Annotated in this window: 28 protein-coding genes; 25 read left to right on the forward strand and 3 right to left on the reverse strand. The window is 39.3% G+C overall.

All coding sequences use genetic code 11. The annotated features are described in order from the left end of the window. The first annotated feature begins 14 nt into the window (after positions 1 to 14). The 13 genes from IEV27_RS02725 (at position 15) to IEV27_RS02785 (ending at position 11,017) form a co-directional block, all read left to right on the forward strand. Positions 15 to 509 (forward strand): dihydrofolate reductase, encoded by a 495-nt coding sequence (locus IEV27_RS02725; protein ID WP_188375913.1) that lies wholly within the window; start codon positions 15 to 17, stop codon positions 507 to 509. Then, positions 506 to 1,093: a molybdenum cofactor guanylyltransferase gene (mobA, locus tag IEV27_RS02730; protein ID WP_188375914.1), complete on the forward strand. Its 588-nt coding sequence runs from the start codon at positions 506 to 508 to the stop codon at positions 1,091 to 1,093. The genes IEV27_RS02725 and mobA overlap by 4 nt, the downstream gene beginning before the upstream one ends. 115 nt (positions 1,094 to 1,208) lie before the next feature. After that, positions 1,209 to 1,427, forward strand: coding sequence for a twin-arginine translocase TatA/TatE family subunit (locus IEV27_RS02735; RefSeq protein ID WP_188375915.1), 219 nt, complete (start codon positions 1,209 to 1,211; stop codon positions 1,425 to 1,427). A gap of 14 nt (positions 1,428 to 1,441) precedes the next feature. After that, positions 1,442 to 1,624 carry a twin-arginine translocase TatA/TatE family subunit gene (gene tatA / locus IEV27_RS02740; RefSeq protein WP_188375916.1) on the forward strand — a complete coding sequence of 61 codons (183 nt, stop codon included), beginning with the start codon at positions 1,442 to 1,444 and terminating at the stop codon, positions 1,622 to 1,624. 73 nt (positions 1,625 to 1,697) lie between these two features. Continuing rightward, complete coding sequence (gene tatC, locus IEV27_RS02745; RefSeq protein WP_188375917.1) at positions 1,698 to 2,465, forward strand: twin-arginine translocase subunit TatC; 768 nt, start codon at positions 1,698 to 1,700, stop codon at positions 2,463 to 2,465. Between the two features lie 84 nt (positions 2,466 to 2,549). Beyond that, on the forward strand, positions 2,550 to 2,768 hold the full coding sequence (locus IEV27_RS02750; protein ID WP_188375918.1) for a YozE family protein: 219 nt from the start codon (positions 2,550 to 2,552) through the stop codon (positions 2,766 to 2,768). Positions 2,769 to 2,871: 103 nt separating this feature from the next. Then, positions 2,872 to 4,026, forward strand: coding sequence for an exonuclease SbcCD subunit D (locus IEV27_RS02755; RefSeq protein ID WP_188375919.1), 1,155 nt, complete (start codon positions 2,872 to 2,874; stop codon positions 4,024 to 4,026). Position 4,027: 1 nt separating this feature from the next. After that, on the forward strand, positions 4,028 to 7,144 hold the full coding sequence (locus tag IEV27_RS02760) for an AAA family ATPase (RefSeq protein ID WP_188375920.1): 3,117 nt from the start codon (positions 4,028 to 4,030) through the stop codon (positions 7,142 to 7,144). Positions 7,145 to 7,166: 22 nt separating this feature from the next. Continuing rightward, positions 7,167 to 7,415: a DUF2584 family protein gene (locus tag IEV27_RS02765; RefSeq protein ID WP_188375921.1), complete on the forward strand. Its 249-nt coding sequence runs from the start codon at positions 7,167 to 7,169 to the stop codon at positions 7,413 to 7,415. Positions 7,416 to 7,507: 92 nt separating this feature from the next. After that, positions 7,508 to 8,188: a uracil-DNA glycosylase gene (locus IEV27_RS02770; protein WP_373868072.1), complete on the forward strand. Its 681-nt coding sequence runs from the start codon at positions 7,508 to 7,510 to the stop codon at positions 8,186 to 8,188. 70 nt (positions 8,189 to 8,258) lie between these two features. Further along, a complete protein-coding gene (vrrA, locus tag IEV27_RS02775) occupies positions 8,259 to 8,786 on the forward strand; it encodes a VrrA/YqfQ family protein (protein WP_188375923.1) in 528 nt (175 codons plus the stop codon). An 85-nt stretch (positions 8,787 to 8,871) separates the two neighbouring features. After that, positions 8,872 to 9,834: a peptide-methionine (R)-S-oxide reductase MsrB gene (gene msrB, locus IEV27_RS02780; protein ID WP_188375924.1), complete on the forward strand. Its 963-nt coding sequence runs from the start codon at positions 8,872 to 8,874 to the stop codon at positions 9,832 to 9,834. Positions 9,835 to 10,438: 604 nt separating this feature from the next. Further along, entirely contained in the window at positions 10,439 to 11,017 is a 579-nt protein-coding gene (locus IEV27_RS02785) for a TetR/AcrR family transcriptional regulator (RefSeq protein WP_188375925.1), read from the forward strand. A gap of 4 nt (positions 11,018 to 11,021) precedes the next feature. Here the strand turns inward: IEV27_RS02785 and IEV27_RS02790 are convergent, their stop codons facing one another. Continuing rightward, positions 11,022 to 11,687, reverse strand: coding sequence for a GNAT family N-acetyltransferase (locus IEV27_RS02790; protein ID WP_373868073.1), 666 nt, complete (start codon positions 11,685 to 11,687; stop codon positions 11,022 to 11,024). A gap of 171 nt (positions 11,688 to 11,858) precedes the next feature. On the opposite strand from IEV27_RS02790, the gene IEV27_RS02795 reads away from it, so the two are divergent. From IEV27_RS02795 to IEV27_RS02815, 5 genes are all read left to right on the forward strand, one after another. Then, positions 11,859 to 12,470: an alpha/beta hydrolase gene (locus IEV27_RS02795; protein ID WP_188375927.1), complete on the forward strand. Its 612-nt coding sequence runs from the start codon at positions 11,859 to 11,861 to the stop codon at positions 12,468 to 12,470. A 52-nt stretch (positions 12,471 to 12,522) separates the two neighbouring features. After that, positions 12,523 to 12,726 (forward strand): DUF6501 family protein, encoded by a 204-nt coding sequence (locus IEV27_RS02800; RefSeq protein WP_188375928.1) that lies wholly within the window; start codon positions 12,523 to 12,525, stop codon positions 12,724 to 12,726. A gap of 148 nt (positions 12,727 to 12,874) precedes the next feature. Beyond that, positions 12,875 to 13,420, forward strand: coding sequence for a histidine phosphatase family protein (locus IEV27_RS02805; RefSeq protein WP_188375929.1), 546 nt, complete (start codon positions 12,875 to 12,877; stop codon positions 13,418 to 13,420). A gap of 133 nt (positions 13,421 to 13,553) precedes the next feature. After that, positions 13,554 to 13,793 carry a ferredoxin family protein gene (locus IEV27_RS02810; protein ID WP_079530064.1) on the forward strand — a complete coding sequence of 80 codons (240 nt, stop codon included), beginning with the start codon at positions 13,554 to 13,556 and terminating at the stop codon, positions 13,791 to 13,793. Between the two features lie 121 nt (positions 13,794 to 13,914). Further along, on the forward strand, positions 13,915 to 14,655 hold the full coding sequence (locus IEV27_RS02815; protein ID WP_188375930.1) for an SDR family oxidoreductase: 741 nt from the start codon (positions 13,915 to 13,917) through the stop codon (positions 14,653 to 14,655). A 38-nt stretch (positions 14,656 to 14,693) separates the two neighbouring features. Here the strand turns inward: IEV27_RS02815 and IEV27_RS02820 are convergent, their stop codons facing one another. After that, on the reverse strand, positions 14,694 to 14,969 hold the full coding sequence (locus IEV27_RS02820) for an acylphosphatase (RefSeq protein WP_188375931.1): 276 nt from the start codon (positions 14,967 to 14,969) through the stop codon (positions 14,694 to 14,696). Between the two features lie 64 nt (positions 14,970 to 15,033). Between IEV27_RS02820 and IEV27_RS02825 the strand changes: the two genes are divergently transcribed. From IEV27_RS02825 to IEV27_RS02840, 4 genes are all read left to right on the forward strand, one after another. Then, a complete protein-coding gene (locus IEV27_RS02825) occupies positions 15,034 to 16,008 on the forward strand; it encodes a P1 family peptidase (protein ID WP_188375932.1) in 975 nt (324 codons plus the stop codon). A 7-nt stretch (positions 16,009 to 16,015) separates the two neighbouring features. After that, a complete protein-coding gene (locus IEV27_RS02830) occupies positions 16,016 to 16,903 on the forward strand; it encodes a gamma-glutamylcyclotransferase family protein (RefSeq protein ID WP_188375933.1) in 888 nt (295 codons plus the stop codon). 1 nt (position 16,904) lies between these two features. Further along, positions 16,905 to 17,726 (forward strand): alpha/beta hydrolase, encoded by an 822-nt coding sequence (locus tag IEV27_RS02835; RefSeq protein ID WP_188375934.1) that lies wholly within the window; start codon positions 16,905 to 16,907, stop codon positions 17,724 to 17,726. Positions 17,727 to 17,808: 82 nt separating this feature from the next. Continuing rightward, positions 17,809 to 21,438, forward strand: a complete 3,630-nt coding sequence (locus IEV27_RS02840; RefSeq protein WP_188375935.1) for a dynamin family protein — start codon at positions 17,809 to 17,811, stop codon at positions 21,436 to 21,438. 37 nt (positions 21,439 to 21,475) lie between these two features. Here the strand turns inward: IEV27_RS02840 and IEV27_RS02845 are convergent, their stop codons facing one another. Then, positions 21,476 to 22,252 (reverse strand): SurA N-terminal domain-containing protein, encoded by a 777-nt coding sequence (locus IEV27_RS02845; RefSeq protein ID WP_268235623.1) that lies wholly within the window; start codon positions 22,250 to 22,252, stop codon positions 21,476 to 21,478. Between the two features lie 47 nt (positions 22,253 to 22,299). On the opposite strand from IEV27_RS02845, the gene IEV27_RS02850 reads away from it, so the two are divergent. From IEV27_RS02850 to IEV27_RS02860, 3 genes are all read left to right on the forward strand, one after another. Further along, positions 22,300 to 22,791 carry a superoxide dismutase family protein gene (locus IEV27_RS02850; protein ID WP_373868061.1) on the forward strand — a complete coding sequence of 164 codons (492 nt, stop codon included), beginning with the start codon at positions 22,300 to 22,302 and terminating at the stop codon, positions 22,789 to 22,791. A 239-nt stretch (positions 22,792 to 23,030) separates the two neighbouring features. After that, positions 23,031 to 23,231, forward strand: a complete 201-nt coding sequence (locus tag IEV27_RS02855; protein WP_188375937.1) for a cold-shock protein — start codon at positions 23,031 to 23,033, stop codon at positions 23,229 to 23,231. 75 nt (positions 23,232 to 23,306) lie between these two features. Then, the gene (locus IEV27_RS02860; protein WP_188375938.1) at positions 23,307 to 23,516 is read left to right on the forward strand and encodes a cold-shock protein; all 210 of its coding nucleotides are present in this window, start codon (positions 23,307 to 23,309) and stop codon (positions 23,514 to 23,516) included. Positions 23,517 to 23,561 lie beyond the last annotated feature (45 nt).

The raw sequence follows: 23,561 nt of genomic DNA on the forward strand, positions 1-23,561 counted from the left end.
ATAGAGGTGAAGCTATGATTTCTTTTGTATTTGCAATGGATAAAAATCGATTAATTGGTAAGAATAACGATCTGCCGTGGCACATCCCCCGTGATTTTAAGTTTTTCAAAGAAAAAACATGGGGTCACACGATTATCATGGGAAGAAAAACGTTCGAATCGTTTGGGAAACCTCTTCCTGAACGGCGTCATATTATTGTAACGTCAAATCCCGATTACGAAGTCGAGGGATGTGAAACCTACCATTCGATTGATGAGATCATTCGCTTGAATGAGACGTATCCTGAAAAAGAGTGGTTCGTTATTGGCGGGAGTGTTCTTTTTGAAAAAATGCTTCCCTATGCCGATCGGATGTATATGACGTATATCGATCATTCCTTCGAAGGGGATACTTACTTTCCAGAGTACGAAGAAGCGGATTGGCATTTGATTGAGGAAACGAAAGGGGTTAAAGATGAAAAAAACCCCTATGAATACTATTTTAGAATCTATGATCGAGTGAGACCATGACGAATAATGAGTTAAGTGCAGCCGTTTTGGCAGGGGGCGGTTCGACGAGGATGGGACAAGATAAAGCTGAATTGCAACTTGGAAGCCAAACTGTGATTGAACGTATTTTTACGACGTTACAGCGATCTTTTACAACCGTTATGATTAATCGAAGCACTCCTCTTCCTTTACAAGCGACTTACGTTGCCGACGATTTTAAAGATCACGGACCTTTAGGAGGCTTACACGCCGTTTTAAAAGCAGCAAAGACGGGATATGTCTATGTAACAGCTTGTGACACACCCTTTATTGATCGTGATGTAATTGAAAGCTTAATGGCTCACCTTTCTAATGATGTTGATGCGGTGATTCCCGTTTATCAAGGAAAAGTTCAACCTTTAGCAGGCGTCTATGCTACATCGTTGGAAAAAGAGTGTAAGCAATTACTTGAGGATGGGGAACGTAAAATGCAATCCTTGTTCGATCAATGTAATGTGACATTTGTAGACCAATTTAACCTGGAAGAGAATAAGCTTAATTGGCATTTCTTCAACATGAATACAAAAGAAGAATACGAACTAGCACAGCGATATGTGAAAAATTAGTAATAGAATAAAGACAAGGGTACACAAACGTGATATGATAGACGCAGGATTAACGTAGACATAGTTTCAGGTTCAAATGAAAGACAAGATACTTACCATAAGGAAGGTGACCTACATGCTTTCAAGTATTGGGATCCCTGGTTTAATTTTGATTCTAGTGATAGCTTTAGTTATTTTCGGACCTAAAAAGCTTCCGGAGATTGGTAAAGCTACTGGGGAAACGCTGCGCGAGTTTAAAAAGTCCGCTCGTGATCTCACTGGAGACGTAAAAGATGATGTGACGGAAACAAAAAATATTATAGACGATAGCCATTCAAATAATAAATCGTCCTAATGGAGTGTTGATCCATGTTATCAAATATTGGCGTTCCAGGTCTTTTGCTCATTTTGATTATAGCATTGGTTATTTTTGGTCCTGCCAAGCTGCCGGAAATCGGTAAAGCTTTTGGAAGCTCGCTGAAAGAGTTTAAAAAAGCAGCTGGAGATATGATGTCAGATGATCAATCAACCAAAGATAAAAATGAAAAATAAGAAGATGTAAGGGGCTACCCTTACATCTTCTTTATGTCGCGGCACTTGTATAGTGCCAGGGAGGTTTTTACACATGTCAGAACCTAAAAATAGTAGTCAAGATATTGAAATGAATATGACCGATCACTTGAGTGAGCTAAGGAAGCGGATCATTTATTCGCTTCTCTCTTTTGTCGTCTTCTTTATTGCAGGGTTTATATACATTAGAGAAATCTATGGATTTTTAGAAGATGATATTCCTATTCAGTTAAGCGTAACCAGTCCTGGAGAAATCGTTTGGATTTACTTTACGCTGGCTAGTATTATTGCTCTCATTGGTTCATTGCCTATGTTGTGTTTGCAATTGTGGCTTTTTATTAAGCCGGCATTAACGCCAAAAGAAAAGAAGGTATCGCTTGCTTATATCCCAGCTGTCTTCTTCTTATTTATAGCAGGCTTAGCGTTTGGATACACCGTATTTGTTCAATTAATTTTACCTTTCCTATTATCACTTAATGATGGGATGTTCAATGAATTATTTACAGTAGAACGTTATTTCCGTTTTGTTTTTCGAGTAACGATACCTTTTGCATTGCTCTTTGAAATACCGATCATTGTCATGTTCTTAACAAGTTTAGGTATTATAAATCCGGAATTGTTATCAAAAATTAGAAAATATGCTTATTTTGTTCTTATTATCATAGGAACGATGATCTCTCCTCCGGATTTTATACTGCAGATTGTTGTTGCTGTTCCTCTCATTTTACTATATGAAGTAAGTATTGTGCTTTCGAGGGTCGTGTATCGTAAGAAGCTGAAGGCTCATCAAGAATTTATGGAAGATGTAGACGATGATAGATAAGACCAAACGATTTCATTATTTTTGCTTCTTCCTAATAAACATGATAAAACTATACGAAAGTATTCCGGTGAGGGAGGAACAGAAATGCGGTCGTTCTATCACTACATGATGAGATATAGAGGGAATATCCAAGCTGATGAAGAGAAAAGACTTGCGGAGTGGATGTTCGAGGATCATAGTTTTCCTAAACAAGCGACATCGTACAATGAAATTAGCAGCTACTTGGAGTGGAATATACCATTTACGAATGCTCTAAGTGTATTTGATCGATTATACGATGCTTATCAAATTGAAGAAGATTAATTATTAGAAAAAGGTACCTGTGAAAGGTATCTTTTCTTTTTTCAAGGCTTCTTACGATCTAGTATAATGAAGATATATATTAGGAAAAGAAAGTTGGGGGAACATGAAGATATTACATACAGCGGATTGGCATTTAGGTAAGATTGTTAACAATATTTATATGACTGAGGATCAAGCTTACATTTTAGAGCAGTTCATGTCGATCGTAAAAAAAGAACAGCCTGATGTAGTGATTATCGCAGGAGATTTGTATGATCGTTCGATTCCACCTAAACAAGCAGTAGAGTTGCTAAACCAAACGCTGACTAAATTAATCAATGAAATAAATGTTCCTGTATTAGCCATCACAGGAAATCATGATAGTCCGGACCGCCTGGATTTTGGAGCTAAGCTTTTTAGAAGACAAAACTTGTATTTAGAAACGAAGCTAACCAAAGAATATGAACCAATTACGATTCATGATCAATGGGGGCCTGTTCATTTTCATCTCATCCCTTATGTCGAACCTGCAGAAGTTGCTTATATTTTTGAAGACGATTCGATTAAAAGTCACCAGCAAGCAACTGAAAAGCTTATTGAACACATTGAGAAACATTATGATATGAGTGAGCGTCATGTGTGGGTGGGGCACTCTTTCATTGCTGGCGGCATGGAATCAGAATCTGAAGAGCGCTTGTCGATGGTCGGAGGCACCCCGTACGTTGACGCTTCTTTGTTTGATCAGTTCTCCTATGTAGCGCTTGGTCACCTGCATCAAGCTCAGCAGATTCTAAGAGAAACCGTCCGGTACAGTGGCTCGATTCTTAAATATTCGTTTTCAGAGGTAAATCATCATAAGTCAGTCACGCTGATTGATTTAGAAAATAAGGATGAATGTTCGGTAGAGAAAATCCCGCTCGTGCCCCGAAGGGACTTTGAAATTGTAGAAGGCTACTTTTCTGAATTAATGGAAGGGGAGGCTGCTAATCATCGAGAAAATTATTTGCATGTGCGACTTTTAGATGAAGGAACGATTCTAGATCCTATGGGAAAACTAAGGAAAGTGTATCCTAACATTCTTCATCTTGAACGAGCTGCGTTGTCACCACATAGACAACAGGAGTCATTAGAAGAACTAAAAGCGAGACAGAAGCTCGAGCCATTGGATCTTTTTTCTGCATTTTATCAGGAGATTAAACAGGACGAACTTCCAGATAAAAGGAAATCGATGATCGAAAGCGCTATTGAAGACTTGCGTTTAAAAGAGAGGGGGAAATAACGTGAGAGCTCTACATTTAACCGTAAAAGCATTTGGCCCTTTTAAAGAGAAGCAAACGATTGACTTTTCACAATTAGGAAGTGAAACGATCTTTCTAGTGACAGGTCCTACAGGGGCAGGCAAAACGACAATCTTTGATGCTATGTGTTTTGCTCTATATGGTAGAGCGAGCGGAACAGATCGAGATCAGGACACATTAAAAAGTCACTTTTCCAATGAAGAAGATACAACAATAGTGGATTTTACTTTTATGCTTAGGGGAAAACAATACCGAATCGAGCGCATGCCGAAACAATGGAGAAAAAAAGAGCGTGGTGAAGGCTATAAAGAAGAGCCTACAAAAGCTCACCTTTACCAGCAGCATAATGGGGAGGAACGGTTATTAGCTTCGAAAATTAAAGAAGTGAATGAGATGATCGAAGAATTACTTCGTTTAGATTACGATCAATTCCGAAAAATGATTATGATCCCTCAAGGGGAGTTTCGTAAGTTAATATCAGAAAATAGTAAGGAAAGAGAAGAGATTTTACAAAAGATCTTTCGCACACAGTTTTATTCGGAGTTAACGGACCATCTACGCGAACAAAAGAAATCCTTAGAAAAAGACATGGAACAGTTTGAATGGAAAATTGAGCAAGAGATCGAAAAAATCAATTGGATTTCTGAAGAACAAGTGGAAATTCCTGAAGATCCTCATCAAGTGATTCAGAAGTTAGAGGAAATGCTTGAGCGTCAGGAGCTAGAGAAAAAACTAGTCAAAGATCAATTACGCGTCCTATCTGAACAGCTGGATAAAGTACAAGACCGCTATTATCATGCCAAAACGATCGATGAGCTTTACAAAGAACTGGATCGCTTAATGATAGAACAGAAAGATCTTCATCAGCAGCAATCAGAAATGGATCGTGAAGCTGAGGTGCTGCACCTTGGGAAGAAAGCACATGAACTAAAACCCTATGAACGCCAAATGCATGAAAGAAAGCAGGAACTGGATAAGCTTGCTGCCTCTTTAAAAGAAAACATCGACGTTTTAAAAGATATGGAGACGCGATTCAAACGTACTCAAGAAGAATATGAGGCTGAAAAAGCGAAAGAAAGTGTCAGAGACCAACTTAAAGAAGAGCTTCAAAAGACAAAAGAAGCACAAGGTAAATTGGAGAGTTTGCTGGATATTCAACAAAAGGTTACCCAAATTGACCAAAAGCAAGATCAGTTTAATAAACGGCTGACCGATCTGTCTTCTCGAAAACAACAACTTGCGGAAGAAAGAGAGAAGAAAAGCCAATTGGCTTTTAAAGAACGAGAAATAACTTCAAAGGTGTTTGACCTAAAAGAGAAAACAGAACGAGAAAAAAGAAATCTTTCAAGCTTGCATCGGTTAATGAAGGAATGGAACACGCTGCAGCAGTTAAGAGAAAATTATCAATCACTGAAGAAAGAAACGGATGAGTCCAGGGAACGAAAGGAAGAACTGAAAAGAAAATATGATGAAGCAGTAGAAAAACTAAAAGAGCACCGGGCTTACCATTTAGCTTTAGAGGTAGACAGTGGATCTCCTTGTCCTGTCTGCGGCTCATGTGAACACCCCGATTTAGCTACACAGCCTAAAGGAGTATTATCGAATGAAGAAATGGATGCTATTAAACAAACTCATGATCGGCAGGAACAAAAGTACTTAAAAATGCATGAATCCATGACCTCAGCTAGAGCAGAAGGGGAAAGTCATAAACAATTGGTAGACACGTTGTATGGTGAGGTACATTCACTTATCGATGGTGATTTGTCCACTGAAGTTTTACAACAAGCTGCTCAACAATTAGAGGAGAAGTTACGAACCAACACGGAAGGTTTAACTCATCTGGAAACAGAACTTAAAACCATTCATGAAGCAGCTGATCAGCTTTCTAAAATAGAAGACCAGATGAACGAGTTAACGAAACAGGAAGAAGATGTGAACAATCAACTTAGAAAGTGGGCTGAGGAAAAAGTAGCTCGCCAAACCGAAATCGAAAATTTGAAATCGAATTATGCGTTTCCAACATTTGATTTAAGTGAGATGAATGAGTTTGTTAAAAAGGCAGAACAAAAGCTTCATGATTCGTTGAAAAACTGGGAGAATATTCAAAAAGATTATACTCAAAAACACGAAGAAGTCCAACAAATGCGTACAAAAAAAGACGAATTAGAACGCTACTTGGTTGAAGTTGAAGAAATGTATCAAAATAAGGCAGAAGAATTTAATCAAACGCTTGACCAACTTAATTTTGATACAGTCACTGCATATAAAGAAGCCCTTTTAACAGAAGCGGAGATGAACATTTTAAGCCAAAAGTTGAATGAGTTTAATCAGCGAAAGGCCGTAGTACATGATCGTTTAACGGAAATAAAAACGAAGTTGAAAGAAGAGAAACGACCAGTTTTAGATGAATTGAAACAAGCATATGAAGAGCATAAGGAGAAAGTCAATCATAAACAAAAGGAGCTTCATGATTTTCAGGTAGTTTATAGGCAAAATGAAAATATATTGTTATCGATGGCCAGTTTAATCGAAGAACAAAAGGAATTTGCTGAACGCTATTACGACTTAGCAGAAGTTTCTAATTTGGCTCGTGGCGATAACGCTTTAAAACTTTCGCTCGAACGGTATGTGCTGGCTTCTTATCTAGATGAAATTTTAGTACAAGCAAATATACGCCTGGATCAAATGACGGACCACCGTTATCAGCTGCTGCGAAGCGATGCTTTAGCTAAAAGAGGGGCTCAAAGCGGATTGGAGCTTGAAGTCATCGATCACCACACGGGCCAAAAACGTTCCGTTAAAACGCTGTCAGGCGGTGAAGGTTTTAAAGCAAGCTTAAGTTTAGCTTTAGGGATGGCTGATGTCGTTCAATCACATGCGGGAGGTGTTCAATTGGAAACCCTGTTTATTGATGAAGGGTTCGGGACGTTAGATGAACAATCATTAGAACAAGCCATTGGATGCTTAAGAACTCTTCAAGATGGGAATCGAATGTTAGGAATTATTTCCCACGTTCCCCAGTTAAAAGAGGAAATTCCTGCAAAGCTGCACATCCACTCTGGTCCGGAAGGTTCCACAGTGCAAATGGCATTTCAATAAGACCTGGAAGGGGAGGATCATTATGTCAACACCATTATCCATGGAATGGACACTGATCACGGAAGGTAAAGAGAAAAGAGTTCAACCTAATGACAATTTATTCGAAATTACTTTTGATGGGTATAAGTTATTTCCTATGAATGAAAGGATTGAAATTAAACGACATATTCGTTCAGATCAAATTGGTTCAGGAGAAATAGAAGAGCTTATCTTAAGGAAGAATACAACGATTTGCAAATACCGCCTAATTTCATTGCATTCCGTCAACTAAATGAACTCAAAGCGCATGATGAATTGTCACATCTTGCGCTTGCCCGGGAAATAAAACAAGGTAATAAAGGGGAATAAAAGAAGTGAAAGGTGATACGATTGTCGGTATTTATAAATGATTGGGCTGACGTTCTTGGAAGTGAGCTAGAAAAAGACTATTACACAAACCTTAGAGAGTATTTAAAAAAAGAATACGGGACACATCGTGTTTTTCCAAATATGTATGACATCTTCGCTGCTTTTCAGCGAACTTCCTATGAAAATACGAAAGTCGTTATTTTAGGCCAGGATCCTTATCATGAAGAGGGTCAAGCGCACGGTTATAGTTTTTCTGTACCAAAAGGAGTGAAAGTGCCTCCATCATTAAAGAACATCTACAAGGAACTGCAAGAGGATATGGGGGTGGAACCTCCAAACCATGGCAACCTCGAAGCATGGGCGGATGAAGGAGTACTTCTTTTAAATAACGTGTTAACTGTACGGGCCCACGAAGCACACTCTCATAAAGGAGCGGGATGGGAAAAGCTTACCGATCGAGTAATTGAACTTCTCAACCAACGAGAACGTCCACTTGTATTTATATTATGGGGGAGGCCCGCCCAAAAGAAAGCGGCCTCTGTGGATCAGGATAAGCATTGTATTATTCAATCGCCTCATCCCAGTCCCCTTTCAGCTTACAGAGGATTCTTTGGCAGTCGACCATTTTCTCGAGCAAACGAGTTTCTTGAAGAAGTGAAAGAAAAACCAATTGACTGGTCTTCGATTAACAAATAAATAGAATGCCCATACATCCCTCTTCTTCACAGCATAGGCTATGACATGACTAATGACGGAGGGGTCTAGTATGAATCATAATCAGCTACCTTTTTTTGGCCCTGCCAGGAATTTTCAAGGTTTTTCACCCCATCAAATGCAAAACGTAGGAGGTTTTCTTCCGAGATTTTTTAATCAAGGAGGCCCTGGTGGATTCGGAGGTGCACCCTTTTTAGGTCCACCCGTACAGCCTCAAGCGGGCGCTGGCTGGCTTAATCAAATTCAGGGCGCATTAAAAGCTATGCAATCTGCTGCTCCAATGGTTAAAGAATATGGTCCGATGATGAAAAACCTGCCGGCTATGATCAACATGATGAAGATCATGAATGAATCTGATGAAGAAGTGACTGAGAGTTCGAGTTCAAGTTCGAGTGATTCTAAATCAAACAAGAAACGAGACCACAAGAAGAGAGAACGACAGCCTTTTCAAAGGCCTCAAGAAGACAAAAAACGCCGTGATACCCGCCAATCGGACCGAAGAAGGCCAGAACAGCATAAAGAAAAAAGAAAGACTCATTCGGAGACTCAAGGAACTTCACAGCCTAAGTTATATATTTAGGCTGTGCAGGTTACTTGATTTTTTATTTTATTTTAGCAAGAATAAGAACCATGCAGCGAAACATCATGACAACGGAGGTTCTCATATGAATGAACAATATAAAGTAGCTACATTTGCTGGAGGATGTTTTTGGTGTATGGTTGAGCCGTTTGAAGAACGGCCAGGCATTATTTCAGTGACTTCAGGTTATACCGGAGGGCACACGGACAACCCTACGTACATGTCGGTCATTACTGAAACTACAGGGCATCGTGAGGCTGTGCAGATTAAGTATGATCCAACACTTTTTCCTTACGAGAGATTAGTCGAAATCTTTTGGCAGCAAATTGACCCTACAGATGCTGGAGGACAGTTTGCGGATCGAGGAGAATCGTATAAAACGGCTATTTACTACCATGATGAGGAGCAGCATAAGATAGCCGAAAAAAGTAAACAACAACTGGAAAAATCAGGGATATTCAAAGCGCCCATCGTTACCGATATTCTGCCCGCTAAACCATTCTATAAAGCAGAGGATAAACACCAAGACTATCATAAAAAAAATTCATATCATTATAAACGATACAAAAAAGGATCCGGCCGAGCTGATTTTATTAAAGATCACTGGAATATTAAGAAAAACAAGCAAGAGTTAAAACAAACGTTAACGGATACCCAGTATTTTGTGACGCAAGAGAATGGAACGGAACGACCTTTTCAAAATGAATATTATGATCATGAAGGGGAAGGGATCTACGTTGATATTATTTCTAAAGAACCCCTTTTTAGTTCAAAAGATAAGTACGATGCCGGCTGTGGATGGCCAAGTTTTACGAAGCCTATAGAAAAGCAGCACATCCTTGAGAACGTGGACACTTCACACGGCATGATTCGCACCGAAGTACGAAGTGATAAAGCTGATTCTCACTTAGGTCATGTATTCGAAGATGGTCCTAGAGATCGAGGTGGATTACGATACTGTATTAATTCAGCTGCTTTAGAATTTATTCCAAAAGAAGAGTTAGAGGAAAGAGGTTACGGCTATTTGTCGAATCTATTTACTTCATAATAAAGCAATAAAGCAGGCTCTATAAGCCTGCTCTGGCTGTCGAAAAACCTTAGACGGATTTAATATGAGATTATAGGGTGGTTCTTTCATATTGGTATGGAGAACAGGAAAAAGTGCCGCTTTCCGCGGGGCAAGACGGAAGTCTCCTCGGTCTGCGACCTGCGGGGCCTCTCCTGTCTGCTCGTCCTGCAGGAGTCGGTACTTCTTCCTTTTCTTGATCAAAGTGGGAGCTTAGAACCATCGTAGAGTGATTGTCCTGTTGCAAACTCTGTTTTCATAAGGGGACAGCTTGAGTAAATGGTTTTTCCATTGATCTATTTCGAAAAAGGGTTTTAGAAAACGGCGACACTCCTATGGGAGATACGAATAAGGTGTGACCCCGGAAGGCTGATCAAGCCTGAGGAGGCACACCATTCGCCCATGGAAAGGAAGTCGTTTACTACAACCCTTTCCTCTTCCTCATGCAAGAAATGTTTACACTGTTGAGGTAAAAGAGAGAACTAAGGTTTCTCTACAAGAAAAGCAGGCTTTATAAGCCTGCTTTTCTTGTGAGTTCAAAGTAAGATATACTTAATATACTAACTAGGGTAAGAGAGGGAACGCTATGGGTAGAAAAAAGTCATTAACGAAAGAGGAGCTCTTTCAAGCTACAGGTCAGGTGATTCGTTCAGACGGAATTCATGGCGTCCATTTTAAAAAGTTATCGGAAATTCTCGGAGTAGGCCGAAGCACGTTATACGAATATTACCGTAACAAAGAAGAGCTGTTGATCGCTTATTTGCGTGAAATTATGGATGAGATGAATCAACGTATTGAAAATATTCCATCGGAGATCCAGCCGAATGAAAAGCTTCGTTCCTTGTTATTTATTTTGCTGGATCATGCTCAAATTCACCAAGTTGAACGCATGATTCGTGATATTCAAACAAGTGAAGAAGAACTTGCCTCGTATTATCAATCTCAGTTAGCTGAGGAACATCGAAAAACATATTCGGTATTGGTTAGATGGATTAATGACGCAAAAGCTAGCGGCATCTGGTCTGCAAAAGTGGATACTGAAATGATTGCAGATATTATTTTTCACGCGATATTGTTTCCTCATAAACACAAAGTAGGTCATCAAGAAATGGCTGATCAGCTTATGCTGCTAATTGAACATGGAGCAGCTATTTCTGATAAGTAACATATTAGGTAAATGGATTTTTCCACTCGGTTAATAATCCATAATGAGCGGATTCTTCATCATCGATATACTTGGCAATAGGACGCACGGGGGAACGTCCCGCTTTAAATAGAAAGGTAAGAACCGGATCTTTTAATTCATTTTTGAGCACTAGATTCACATACTCTTCTGGGGATAGCTCATGCTTGTGTTTGTGATAGTTTGGCATTCGTGCACCGCCTATTAAGCGATCCAGGTGAAAGTGCACGACTGTTTCATACATGGCCTGTGTTAATTGCCCTCCTAAGCCTAATGAACGATAGGCGGGATCTACACAAATATCAACGACGTATAAAACAGAACCTTCAGGGTTATGAGTGCGCATAGTACCGCCGCCGGTAACCTCATCCCACGTATGATCGGTTTGATCATCTATGTTCGTTTTCATAGCCGTCATTGATCCTGCTACCTCTCCTTCAACTTCGATACAGATGCAGCCTTCAGGGAAAATAGAAACATGGTCTCTTAATTGATCTTCATCCCACCATAACTTAGAAGGGAAAGGAGGGGGGAATGCTTTTTTCTGTACTTCAATTAAACGAAGAAAGTCTTTTTCTTCATAATTGCGAATATGTATGTGGTTAAATCTCTCGGATCTTGCATCATATCCATAGACCCACTTATCCAATATAAACACCCCATTATAAATTGTTGTCTTAAATTATAACACGATTTTTTATGATTCTTCCTTTATCCTATATTCTTTGACAATATCTCGAAATAAAGATAAAATTCCAGATAGATAAAAATAATTGAATAGACGATATTTTAATTATGTAAACAAAAAGGAGGCGTCATTTTTATGAAGCATATATTTAAAGAAGGTAAAGATCGAAATAGTCAAGTACTGCTGTTGTTACACGGAACAGGAGGTACTGAAGAAGACTTGCTTCCGTTGGCGCAAATGATTGATCCAGATGCAGCCATCTTATCGGTTCGAGGAAATGTTTTAGAAAATGGCATGCCTCGTTATTTTAAAAGATTAAGAGAAGGCGTTTTTGATGAAGAGGACCTTCTTTTCCGCACGAAAGAACTGTATGAGTTTTTAAGTGAAGCGGCTGAAGAGTATGGGTTTTCTCGTGAAAAAGTCGTTGCTGTTGGCTACTCTAACGGGGCTAATATTGCTGGAAGTTTATTATTTCACTATAAAAACAGTTTGAAAGCAGCGATTCTTTATCATCCTATGGTGCCTAGAAGAGGAGTTGACTTACCTGACCTTTCACAAACGCCAGTCTTTATTGGCGCTGGAGAAAATGATCCGATCTGCCCGGCCGAAGAAACGAAAGAATTAAAAAAGCTTTTAGAGGCATCTGGTTCTACGGTGACGACGCAGTGGGAAAACATGGGTCATCGTTTAACAGAAGAAGAAGTGAAAAAATCGGCCGAATGGTACCAAACTCAGGTTAGCAATTGAGTCCACTTCTCAATACGTGTATGATAGAAAAATGAAGGAGGCTGATGTTGCTATGATTCATAAAACTTGGGAGCAGTCAGAAACTATAAAAAAGGTCGAGTGTGTTCATAATGAGGCAGATAAATTTGTCGTTAAAAATGTTTTAACCCCGGGAAAGGTATATGACGTTAAGAACGAAAGTGAAGAATTTTACTTTGTCTTAGATAATTCCGGCAGAATCGGCGGATTTTACAAAGGTTATTTTAAAGAAGTGTAAACTGAAGTGGTCCTTTCCGCTTCAGTTTTTTATATCATAGAGCCTTTTCTTGTTAGAGTTGTACCAATTTCCATCGTTCACTTCTTGTCAACCGCTGACATATGGTTGATAATAGAAGTAAGTGAAAGTTTGAAGGGGGAGTCACAAAATGGACAAATTGCTATTAGTTCGTCACAGTGAAACCGAAGGACAACACGAAGACTCACCATTAACAAAACTTGGGGTGCGCCAAGCACAAATGATATCAGCTTTCCTTGAACAATCAGGTTATGATATTGATCGTATTATTTCTAGTCCTTTTTTACGTGCAGTGGAGACCATCAAGCCTTTTGCTCAAAAGAAGGGAATTGAGATAGAACTTGATGAAAGGCTGGAAGAACGTATCTTGAGTCATACGCCTTTAGATGATTGGGAAGAAGTGTTATATGATACGTTTATAGACCCTGAATTAAAAATGGCTGGCGGAGAATCTTCGACAGAAGCAAAAGAGCGTGCCGTATCACTCGTCAATGAATTAGAAAGCGAACCTGGCAATGTCGTTCTAGTGACTCATGGCAACTTATTAGCGCTGCTCCTTCAAAAATACAAAAGAGAATTTGGATTTAACGAATGGAAACGTCTCTCTCGTCCTGATATCTTCTTAGTTCAGAAGCAAGGCGGAGATTATACGGTAGAACGAATTTGGCAGGATTAGATATTTTTCTGCAAAAATTGCGATTTTACGCGTAAGTCGTTATCATAATAGATAGAGTTTTGTTTAAGACTCAAGTAAGAGGTGTATATAATTAGTATACACTTGTAATTTTTAAGAGAAGGAGGAGATTCACGTGGCTTTTGTAATTACTTCCCCTTGTAAAGACGAAAAAGCTGGAGAATGTGTAGACGTTTGTCCAGTCGATTGTATTGAAGAGGGTAAAGATATGTTTTATATCGATCCAGCTATTTGCATTGACTGCGGTGCTTGTGAGGCTGTATGTCCTGTAGAGGCCATCTATATTGAGGATGAAGTACCAGAGGAAGAAAACAAATACATCGAGTTAAACCGTAAGTTCTTTGAGGAACAATAATGAACACATACGTAAAAGGTCATCTCACTTATTAGAGATGGCCTTTTTTTGATAGGTTCCGTTTGCATAAAAGTCTTAGAAAACGGGTATAAAACTGTAAATGGAGAAGGAGGCTATGCAGATGGGAAAACTAACAAATAAAGTAGCGATCATTACAGGGGCAAGCAGTGGGATTGGGAAAGCCATTGCTGAGCATTTAGCTGAGCAAGGGGCCAATGTTGTGCTAGCTGCTAGAAGAGCTCATAAACTTCAGAAGCTGGCGGAAATGATTGAAGATGAGTATGGGGTGCGAACCGCTGTGGTAGAAACGGACGTGACAAAGCGGACGGATGTAGAGCAGCTTGTCCAACATACAAAAGAGAAGTTTAACTCCGTTGATATCTATGTGAACAATGCAGGTGTCATGCTGCTATCTTTTCTAAAAAATGATCACGTTGATGAATGGGAACAGATGGTTGATGTAAATATAAAAGGTGTTTTATACGGGATCCATGCGGCCCTTCCTGAAATGTTAAAGCAAGAAGCTGGTCACATTGTCAACGTATCTTCCGTGGCAGGCCATGAAGTATTTCCTTCAAGTACGGTTTATAGTGCGACAAAGTACGCAGTTAAAGCTTTATCGATGGGGATGGAGAAAGAATTATCAAAGTCCGGAGTTCGCGTAACGAACGTTTCGCCTGGAGCGGTCGATACTGAATTAACTGAACATATTACGGATGGCGATGTCATTGATATGTTTAAAAATCGAGACATGACCCCTTTAGAGTCAGCTGATATTGCTAGTGCCGTTACTTACGCCGTGATGCAGCCGAAGTCAGTTAACGTAAATGAATTAATTGTCCGCCCCATGCACCAAAAATAAAAACACACCGCATCCTGCAGCTGTGCGGTGTGTTTTTATTAGTAAAGCACTTTAAATTTTCGATGACCCTTTTCATCCTCATAATGTTGTTCATCAATGGTTTCGATTTTAATAAACGGGCTTGGACCATCCTTGATTTCTTCGTAAAAAGACTGAAGAGCTTGGTCGTCTCCTTCTGCTTCTAACTCCACGGTCCCATCCTCTTTATTTTTTACCCAACCTGTTAGACTGTGCTGCTTCGCAAGAGACTGAGCGGTAGCTCTAAAACCGACTCCTTGTACTCTTCCGTGGAAAACTAAATGTTTTCTTGGCATGTGAACACCTCCTAAGGTTATTTTACCGTTTTGCTGACTTTAAAAACATAGGGGTGAACGATGAATGAAAGTGATAGACGTTACCGATATGAAAGACTTTAATTTTGGGCATGATCAAAATGATAAAGCAGGCACGGGCTGTACGGTTATTCTCGCAAAAGAAGGAGCGACTGCGGGGGTGAATGTTAGAGGAGGTGCACCGGGTACCCGGGAAACGGACTTATTAAAATCGGAGAATTTAGTTCAAAAAATTCATGGCTTGTTTCTGGCTGGGGGGAGCGCCTTTGGATTGCAAGCGGGTAGCGGGGTCATGGATACATTAGAAAAACAGGGAATCGGATTTGATACCCCTGCTGCAAAAGTTCCAATCGTACCAGGAGCTATTTTGTATGATCTTAATGTAGGGTCTTCCACGATTCGGCCTGATAATGGCATGGGGCGAAGGGCGTGTGAGAATGCTTTATTAAATAAACCATTTTTAGCAGGGAATTATGGAGCAGGGACAGGAGCTACGGTAGGAAAGGTGTTAGGGAATGAACAATCGATGAAAGGCGGTATCGGTACGTACGCCGTTCAAATTCACGATTTACAAGTAGGGGCTGTGGTTGCAGTAAACTGCTTCGGAGATGTGATTAACCCTTATAACCGAGAGCGGATAGCTGGGGTATACAATCGCAAGAAGCGCGTCTTCTTACATACAGAAGATTTACTGCTAGAACAGGTGCTCCATCCCTCAACGAATCGGTTTAGTGAAAATACGTCAATAGGCGCGGTGGTGACGAATGCTGTGTTATCAAAACCAGAAGCAAATAAAATGGCTGCCTTAGCTCATGACGGATTTGCAAGAACGATGATGCCTGCTCATACCTTTGTAGATGGAGATACTATTTTTACAATGAGTTCAGGGAAAGTTAAAGTAGATTTAAATAGTTTAAGCTATCTATATGCCTATGTCGTGGAGCAAGCTGTTTTACAGGCTGTTTATGCAGCGAAAAGCTGTTATGGTATAGTGGCTAACCGAGATTTGAAATTGGAGTGAAGCAAGAATGTATTTATTTGTTTACGGCTCATTGTGTAAAGGAGAACGAAATCATCATTATGTAACAAATGAAACGTGCTTGAGTGAGCAGGCCTGGGTACGTGCGAAATTATATAAGAGTGAGTCTTATTATCCTTTTATTGTTCATGATGAAGCGGAAATTACGTTCGGAGAATTATATGAAATTAATCCAAAGCAGGAAGCTCTGATCGATCGTTTAGAGGGGTATCACCCAGAGGATTCAAATCCTTTATTTAAAAAAGAAGTAATTAAGGTCACGACACAGCAAGGGGAATACGAAGCGTATACATACTTCGGAAGCGAGCGGTTAAAGAAAGAAAAAGAAATTTCTTCGGGCGATTGGAAAGTAGAACGTCTTCTGCATTCTTCCCCTATTTATTACTTTGCCTATGGTTCTTGTATGGATAATGAACGGTTTATGAAGGCTGGGGTTGATCATTTATTTGAGAAAATAATCGGGGGTGCGCATCTTGATCATTACGAACTGCTGTTCTCTCACCATTTATCAGATGGAGCTAGAGCAGATATAGGAGAGGCACAAGGTCAACGAGTAGAAGGCGTACTTTATGAAGTAAATGAAGAAGCTCTTGATTACTTATATAGGCGTGAAGGTGTCTACTCGTTTTGGTACCGGCCAACGGTTGTACAAGTTCAACAGGGGGATAGCTCCTATCGGGCGCTTACCTTTACCGTCATTTCAAAGAAACCTAATCGAGCGGTGCCGCTGCATTATGCGATTGAAATTCATAGAGGGGCGACTACTCATCTCTCAAGTTCGTATGGAGAGCAAATCGTCAATATGTTTTCTAAACAATTGCCCGTAGAAGGCTTTACTGAATACCTGGAAGAATGGACAAAGGGAGGATCGAGTTAATATGAAATCAGAATGGAAACGCTACGCAGCAAGAGATTTTTCTTCTTTACCCTATGTGCATTTTAAAAATGAAGGGCACACAAATAACAGAGCTTTTATTATGATTCACGGGGTAACTGCAGAAGTCGATCATCATGAAGAAATGGCTCGAACCTATCATGCTGGCGGAGATATATTCTTACCTATATTACGAGGATATGATAATAACCACCCAAAAGGGGACCTCGATTATATCGGACAGTACGATGATGATCTTTTTGATTTTATCCATTTTGTTCGTAAGCAAGGTTTTACAGAAATTATTCTTGCGGGTCATTCTATGGGATGCGCCAATCTATTAAGGCTCATCCATAAAAATAAAGATGCCGCAGATGGTTATGTATTCTTTGCTCCTTATTTTCATCCCGGACTGCCTGTGTATCAAGACGATGCGAATGAACAGTTTAAGCCAAGTACTGACGTTGATTACAAAGTATACTCAAAAAAAGCTACGCTTTTAGCTGTTCTTCAGAAGATGGGGATCAACCGATGGAATGGTCAAACCGTCGCCATTATTCCGGATGAGTTTAACCAAGGGTCTCTTGTTCATTTAACGTTTAGACTTCTTATCTCGAGGTTCTTAGAAACGATGCCGAATGATGAAATGCCTGAAAGATTTATGACTTTCATTGGAGAGGACGATGAAGTGATTGTGTCTTCTAAGCTTCAAGAATGGCATGAGAAAACGTTCAAACAAAAAGTCATGATTATTCCAGGTGAAGATCATAACCATTTGCTGCACAATGAAACGGTCCATCAACAATTGGATAAACTTTTATCATGATCTTATTCATTTATGGCTTGAGTTAGGTTTCTGCTATAATATGTGTCATAACGTAACGTAAATGAAAAAAGGAGAATGGCAGATGTCTGTAATCACCAAAGAGAAGCGTGACACAGTGATGAATCAAATTGTACATCTTTACCGTAAGATTCAACCTCATCATCCAGTCTTGGCTCAAAAAATGCTGGATTTGGCTGATAAAGTAAATCGTAATGAAGTTGTAATCGGCTTTGCCGGACATTTTTCTGCGGGCAAATCTTCGATGATTAACTATTTGGCTCAGAAGGATCTTTTACCGTCGAGCCCGATTCCGACCAGTGCTAATATTGTAAAGCTATCATCGGGAGACCCTTATACAACGGTTTACTTTAATGAAGCCCCGCCTGAAAAGTATATAGGTGATATTCCTTTAGACGCGGTTAAGGATTTTTGTAAGGACGGGGAATCGATAAAAGAAATTGAAATCAGCCGTCCCGTGCCTTCTATTCCAGAGTACGTAAAAGTATTAGATACACCGGGTGTTGATTCTACGAATGATGCAGACCGAGTAGTTACCGAAGCTTCTTTGCATGTGATGGACTTTATGTATTACGTCATGGATTATAATCACGTGCAATCGGAAGTTAACTTAAATTTTTTAGTGGAAATGCAGAAACGCAATATCCCCTTTTCTATTATTATTAATCAAGTGGACAAACATCAAAAAGAAGAGCTCTCTTTTGATAGCTTTACAAAGAGTGTTCACGAATCCTTTAGCCTTTGGGGGATAACTCCGGAAAATATTTATTATACGTCCTTAAAGGAACCAGATCATCCGTATAGCGACTTAGAAAGCTTGCAAACCAATTTCCGTGAACTTTTCGAACAAAAAGAAACGGCTTCGCAAGCGGCAGCTCATCTCTATGGTATCGTGAATGAATGCATAGAAGCGTACCGTGAGAAATATGAAGCTCAAACTTTACAAATCGAAGCGGATCTTAATGCTTTGAAAGAAGTGATTGAAGAAAAAGGTTTTAAAGGCGCAGAGTCGTTAAAAGAAAGACAAGAGAATCGGGTGCCTCAAGCTAAAGATCAATTTGAGGATCGCGTGAAGAAGTTTATTACAAATGCTTATTTGATGCCTAGTACAGTTAGAGAAAAAGCTGCCTCTTATTTACAATCAGAACAACCTGGATTTAAAGTAGGTTTATTGTTTGCCAGGAAGAAAACAGAAGAAGAGCGAGCGGAGAGAAAGCAAGCCTTTTGTGAAGAGGTAGATGCTACGGTAGAAAAGAATTTAATTTGGCCTTTAAAAGATCGATTACGTGAATTATTACAACAAGTAGATATAACAAACGAAAAGCTGCTTGGCGAAGCCGAGACGTTGTCGTTAACTTACCCTACAGAGAAACGTGTAGAAACATTAATTGAATCAGGTGCCTCTGTAACGGGTGAGTATGTTTTAAGGTATACCGATCAATTATCTAAAGATATTCAAAAACATTATCGTGCAGTGATGCAAGAATGGTGGCAGCAAATCAAAGAAGATTTAGAACAGCAAACAAAGCAAGAATCTAACCGTAATTACGAACTGCTTCAAGCGATGGATGAAAAAGATCAGTTAGAGAAACGTCTTAAGGCTATTGAGGCGGATATATCTACCTATAAGCAATCTCTGCTTGAGGCGCTCGAGCATCCGGAAGTGACGGAAGAGCAAATTACTGAGGTTTCTCAAGAGGTGAAAGAAAGAGAAGAAGAGATTATTGAAGTGGATGCTCAAACTATACAGGTACGAAAGGAAGAGGTAAAAGATGATTTTGACGAAGCTCGTACGAAAGAAAGTAGTGATCAAAAACAGCCTGCGTTAACGTATAATCTAGAAGCGAAAGCAGAATCTGTTCGTACCATCTTAAAAGGTGTGCCTGGATTTGAGCACTTAAGAAGTCAGCTTAAAGAAAAACAACAGCGATTAAGAAACAGGCAATATACAATCGCGTTATTTGGGGCCTTTAGCGCAGGGAAATCGTCGTTTGCTAATGCTTTACTCGGCGAAAAAATCCTGCCTGTATCTCCAAACCCCACGACAGCTACGATTAATAAGATTGTACCGCCTAATGAACATTACGAGCATAAAAGTGTTCTCGTGAAGGTAAAGTCTGAGAAAGAATTAGTAGATGATTTATTTCATGCGACGAATGAATCGTTAACTCATCAATCGACCCTTGAAGCGGCTTATGAAACCATCGCTCAATGGGATGAAGAGACTCTTAATCAGCTCGTCCATCAAAAGAAATCTTTCTTACAGGCATTTTTAAAAGGATATGGAAAGATGAAAGATCATGTGGGTGTAGAGATGGAGATCTCTTGGGATAAACTGTCTTCTTTTGTATCAGAAGAAGAAACGTCTTGCTTTATTGAATGGGTCGAGATTTATTTTGACTGTGAGTGGACGAGGAAAGGGGTAACGTTAGTTGACACCCCTGGAGCGGATTCGGTAAATGCGAGACATACAGATGTATCATTTGAGTATATAAAAAATGCAGATGCCATATTATTTGTCACTTACTTTAACCATCCTTTCTCTAAAGCCGATGAATCTTTCTTAAAGCAATTAGGACGAGTCAAAGACGCATTTTCGATGGATAAAATGTTCTTTATTATTAATGCAGCGGATCTTGCTAGCTCCAAAGAAGAGAAAAGACAAGTAGAAGACTATGTGGCTCATCAGCTTCAATCGTTCCAAATACGAAAACCACGATTGAATTCCTTATCCAGCTTGTACGGCTTGAAAGACAAACTAGCAAATGAAATGAGTCATCGATCTGGTCTAGCGTTATTTGAAGAAAGATTCGAGAAATTTTTAAAGCATGAATTAACAGGAGTTCTGCAGCATTCCATTCAGAACGACATGGAATTTGCGGCGACTTCTCTAAAAACTTATATCGACAATGCCTCATTAAATGAACAGCAAAAAGCAGAGCACCTAAAGAGACTTGAAGAGAATAAGCATACCGTGTTTAGCATATTCCATGATCGGTCAACGAACCGAGCATATGATCAGATTCAACAAAAAGTAGAAAAACAAGTGTTTTATGCGCATGAGCGTATGATGCTTAATTTTAATGAATTTTTTAAAAATCATATTAACCCTTCAGTCGTTAATGGTTCGAATCAACATGCAAAAAGTCAATTAGAAGCGTCGATGAAGCCATTGGTCAAAGAAGTTCAGTTCGAAATGAATCAAGAACTAAGAGCAATAGCTGTACGTATGGAAGCCTTTATTCAACAATTAGTGAATCGTCATCGTGAAGAACTGCAGACAGAATTAAGTAAAATAGAACCTTCTTTAGTGTTAGAAAATAAAGAGTGGTCCTTCGCAGATTCTGAGGTAATGGTGTTTAATGAAGAAATTCCTGTCTCTTTGTCAGCTTTTCATTCAAGTTTAAAAATGTTTAAAGGTACAAAATCTTTCTTTGAAGGAAATGAAAAAGAAGAGATGAAAGACCAAATAGCTTCGATCCTAAATGAACCTTTACGTGAAACAATGGTAAATAATAACGATCGGTTAGCGGTTCATTTTCATCATCAATTCGAAGAACAATTACAGGAAATAAATAAGGAATGGGAAAAAGAAATCGAACAGTATTATGAGAGCCAAATGTATAGCTTAAAAGGAGAAGTCAATAGTTATGAGCTCAAAGAACGGTTATCTCAAATAAAAGAATGCATATAAAAAATCCCCGGGGCATAACCCGGGGATTTTGTTTCATTTAAATTAATACTTCTACGTCGGCTTCTTCGCGAAGTTCATCGATTAACTGTGTCACTTGTTCGTTTTCTTTTTGTGTAATTAATTGTTGTTCAATTTGATCTTTTACTTCATCATAGCTAGGTGCTTCTTCGCCTTGCTGTTCACTCATTGCGTCATATTGTTCTTCTATTTCTTCTTCAGAAACTTCGGCTTCTTCTGTGTTTTCCTCTACATACTTGTTAATAAGCAGGCTGCGTTTTAATTCTTCACGCACGGTTTCTTCATCTAGATCGTTTTGTTCGTAAGCTTCGTCTCGAGCTTCTTCACTTTCGAATTGAGAAGTAAATTCTTCGTAGCGCTCGTCTACTTCTTCTTCAGAAACTTCATGACCTTCGTTTTCAGCTTCTTGTTGAAGAAGTTCCATGCCAATCATTTCATCGACAACGCTCTGTTCGATTTGGTCCTGCTGACCTTCTGTATCCATACCCATTTGTTCATATTGCTGCTGGGCGTTAGCAAGCTGTTGCTCAAAATCTTCACGGGATAGTTCTTCACCGTTTACTGTGGCAACCGGGCCGTCTTCGCTGCTGTCTTCTGAAGATTCCTCAGTTTGTTCTTCTTCGTTATTATCATCTTCAGCATTATCATCTCCAGAGCAGGCTGCTAATCCAATTGCAAATAGGGATAGTAATGCAACCAGTAACATTTTTTTCATTATAAGATCTCTCCTTTTTCTTATTAAAGCATATACGGAGTGTAGCACAGGACGCAAATTGAAGTAAAATTGTAAGGTCATAATTCCTCATATTTTACATAAAATGTTCATACAGGGAGGGGATCAGGTTGGAACCAATACTTTATCATTCAAGAAATATGTACGGGGACCGCGCAGCAGCAAACTTCCGCAGCAGTCCACTAGCCCCAGAATTAAAAGGCACAGTAGACTTTATCCAGCAGCCATATGGGGTGGAAGTAATTGTACAAGTTGAAGGACTTCCAATATTTGAAGTGAAAAATGGAACGCAAATTGGTCCGCACGGATTTCATATTCATGAGAAAGGCGTCTGTGAGATAGGAAATGGGGAAAAGCCGTTCGATTCTGCTGGGGAGCATTGGAATCCTGACGATCAACCTCATGGAAACCATGCCGGCGATTTTCCAGTTTTGTTCTCAAACCATGGAAGGGCAAGAATGATCTTTTTTACAGATCGTTTTCAAGTGAATGATATCATAGGAAAGTCAATCATTATCCATCAAGGACCTGATGATTATCAATCGCAGCCCAGCGGTAAATCCGGTCTTCGGATCGCTTGTGGAGTAATTGAAAAACTATAGATTCATACGCTAAGGAACCTTAGCGTATAACAAATTTAAATTCACCCATAACTTGACGACTGGGTAAAAATCATGTATAGTAATAATTGTATATAAAAAGGGCACCAATTCATGATTAACTCCTAAATCACTTATTATAAAGAGTTATCAATTTCATTGGTACTTTTTATAATATGTGATTTTTTTCATGGCACATGGAACACATATTAATTTTTAGAAATATTGGAGGACCCATTTTTATGAAAACTGGTACAGTAAAATGGTTTAACGCTGAAAAAGGATTTGGATTTATTGAAGTTGAAGGTGGAGACGATGTATTCGTACACTTCAGCGCAATTCAAGAAGAAGGATTCAAATCTCTTGAAGAAGGTCAAAGTGTAGAATTCGAAATTACAGAAGGCGACCGCGGACCACAAGCTGCTAATGTAACTAAATTATAAGTACGAAAAGAGACTGACTTAAGGCTAGTCAGTCTCTTTTACATAATGGACATGTCCAAAGGAGGTTTCAACGTAATGGCATTCGGTAAAAAGAACCAGGATGAGATTGTAGAGGAAGAAACAAAAATTTGGGTATGTACGTCAGAAGATTGCAATTGCTGGATGAGAGATAATTTCAGAACAGAAGAAAAAGCGATTTGTCCGATGTGCTCGAGTGAGATGAAAGAAGAAAGCAAAGTTCTTCAAGTCGTTAACAATAACAGCTTATATTATAAAGAAAAGTAAAAGAACCCTTGGAAGGGTTCTTTTTTTCGTCTGATTTGGGAATTA

Source organism: Halobacillus andaensis, from assembly GCF_014636475.1.
GTDB classification, from domain to species: Bacteria; Bacillota; Bacilli; order Bacillales; family Halobacillaceae; genus Halobacillus_A; species Halobacillus_A andaensis.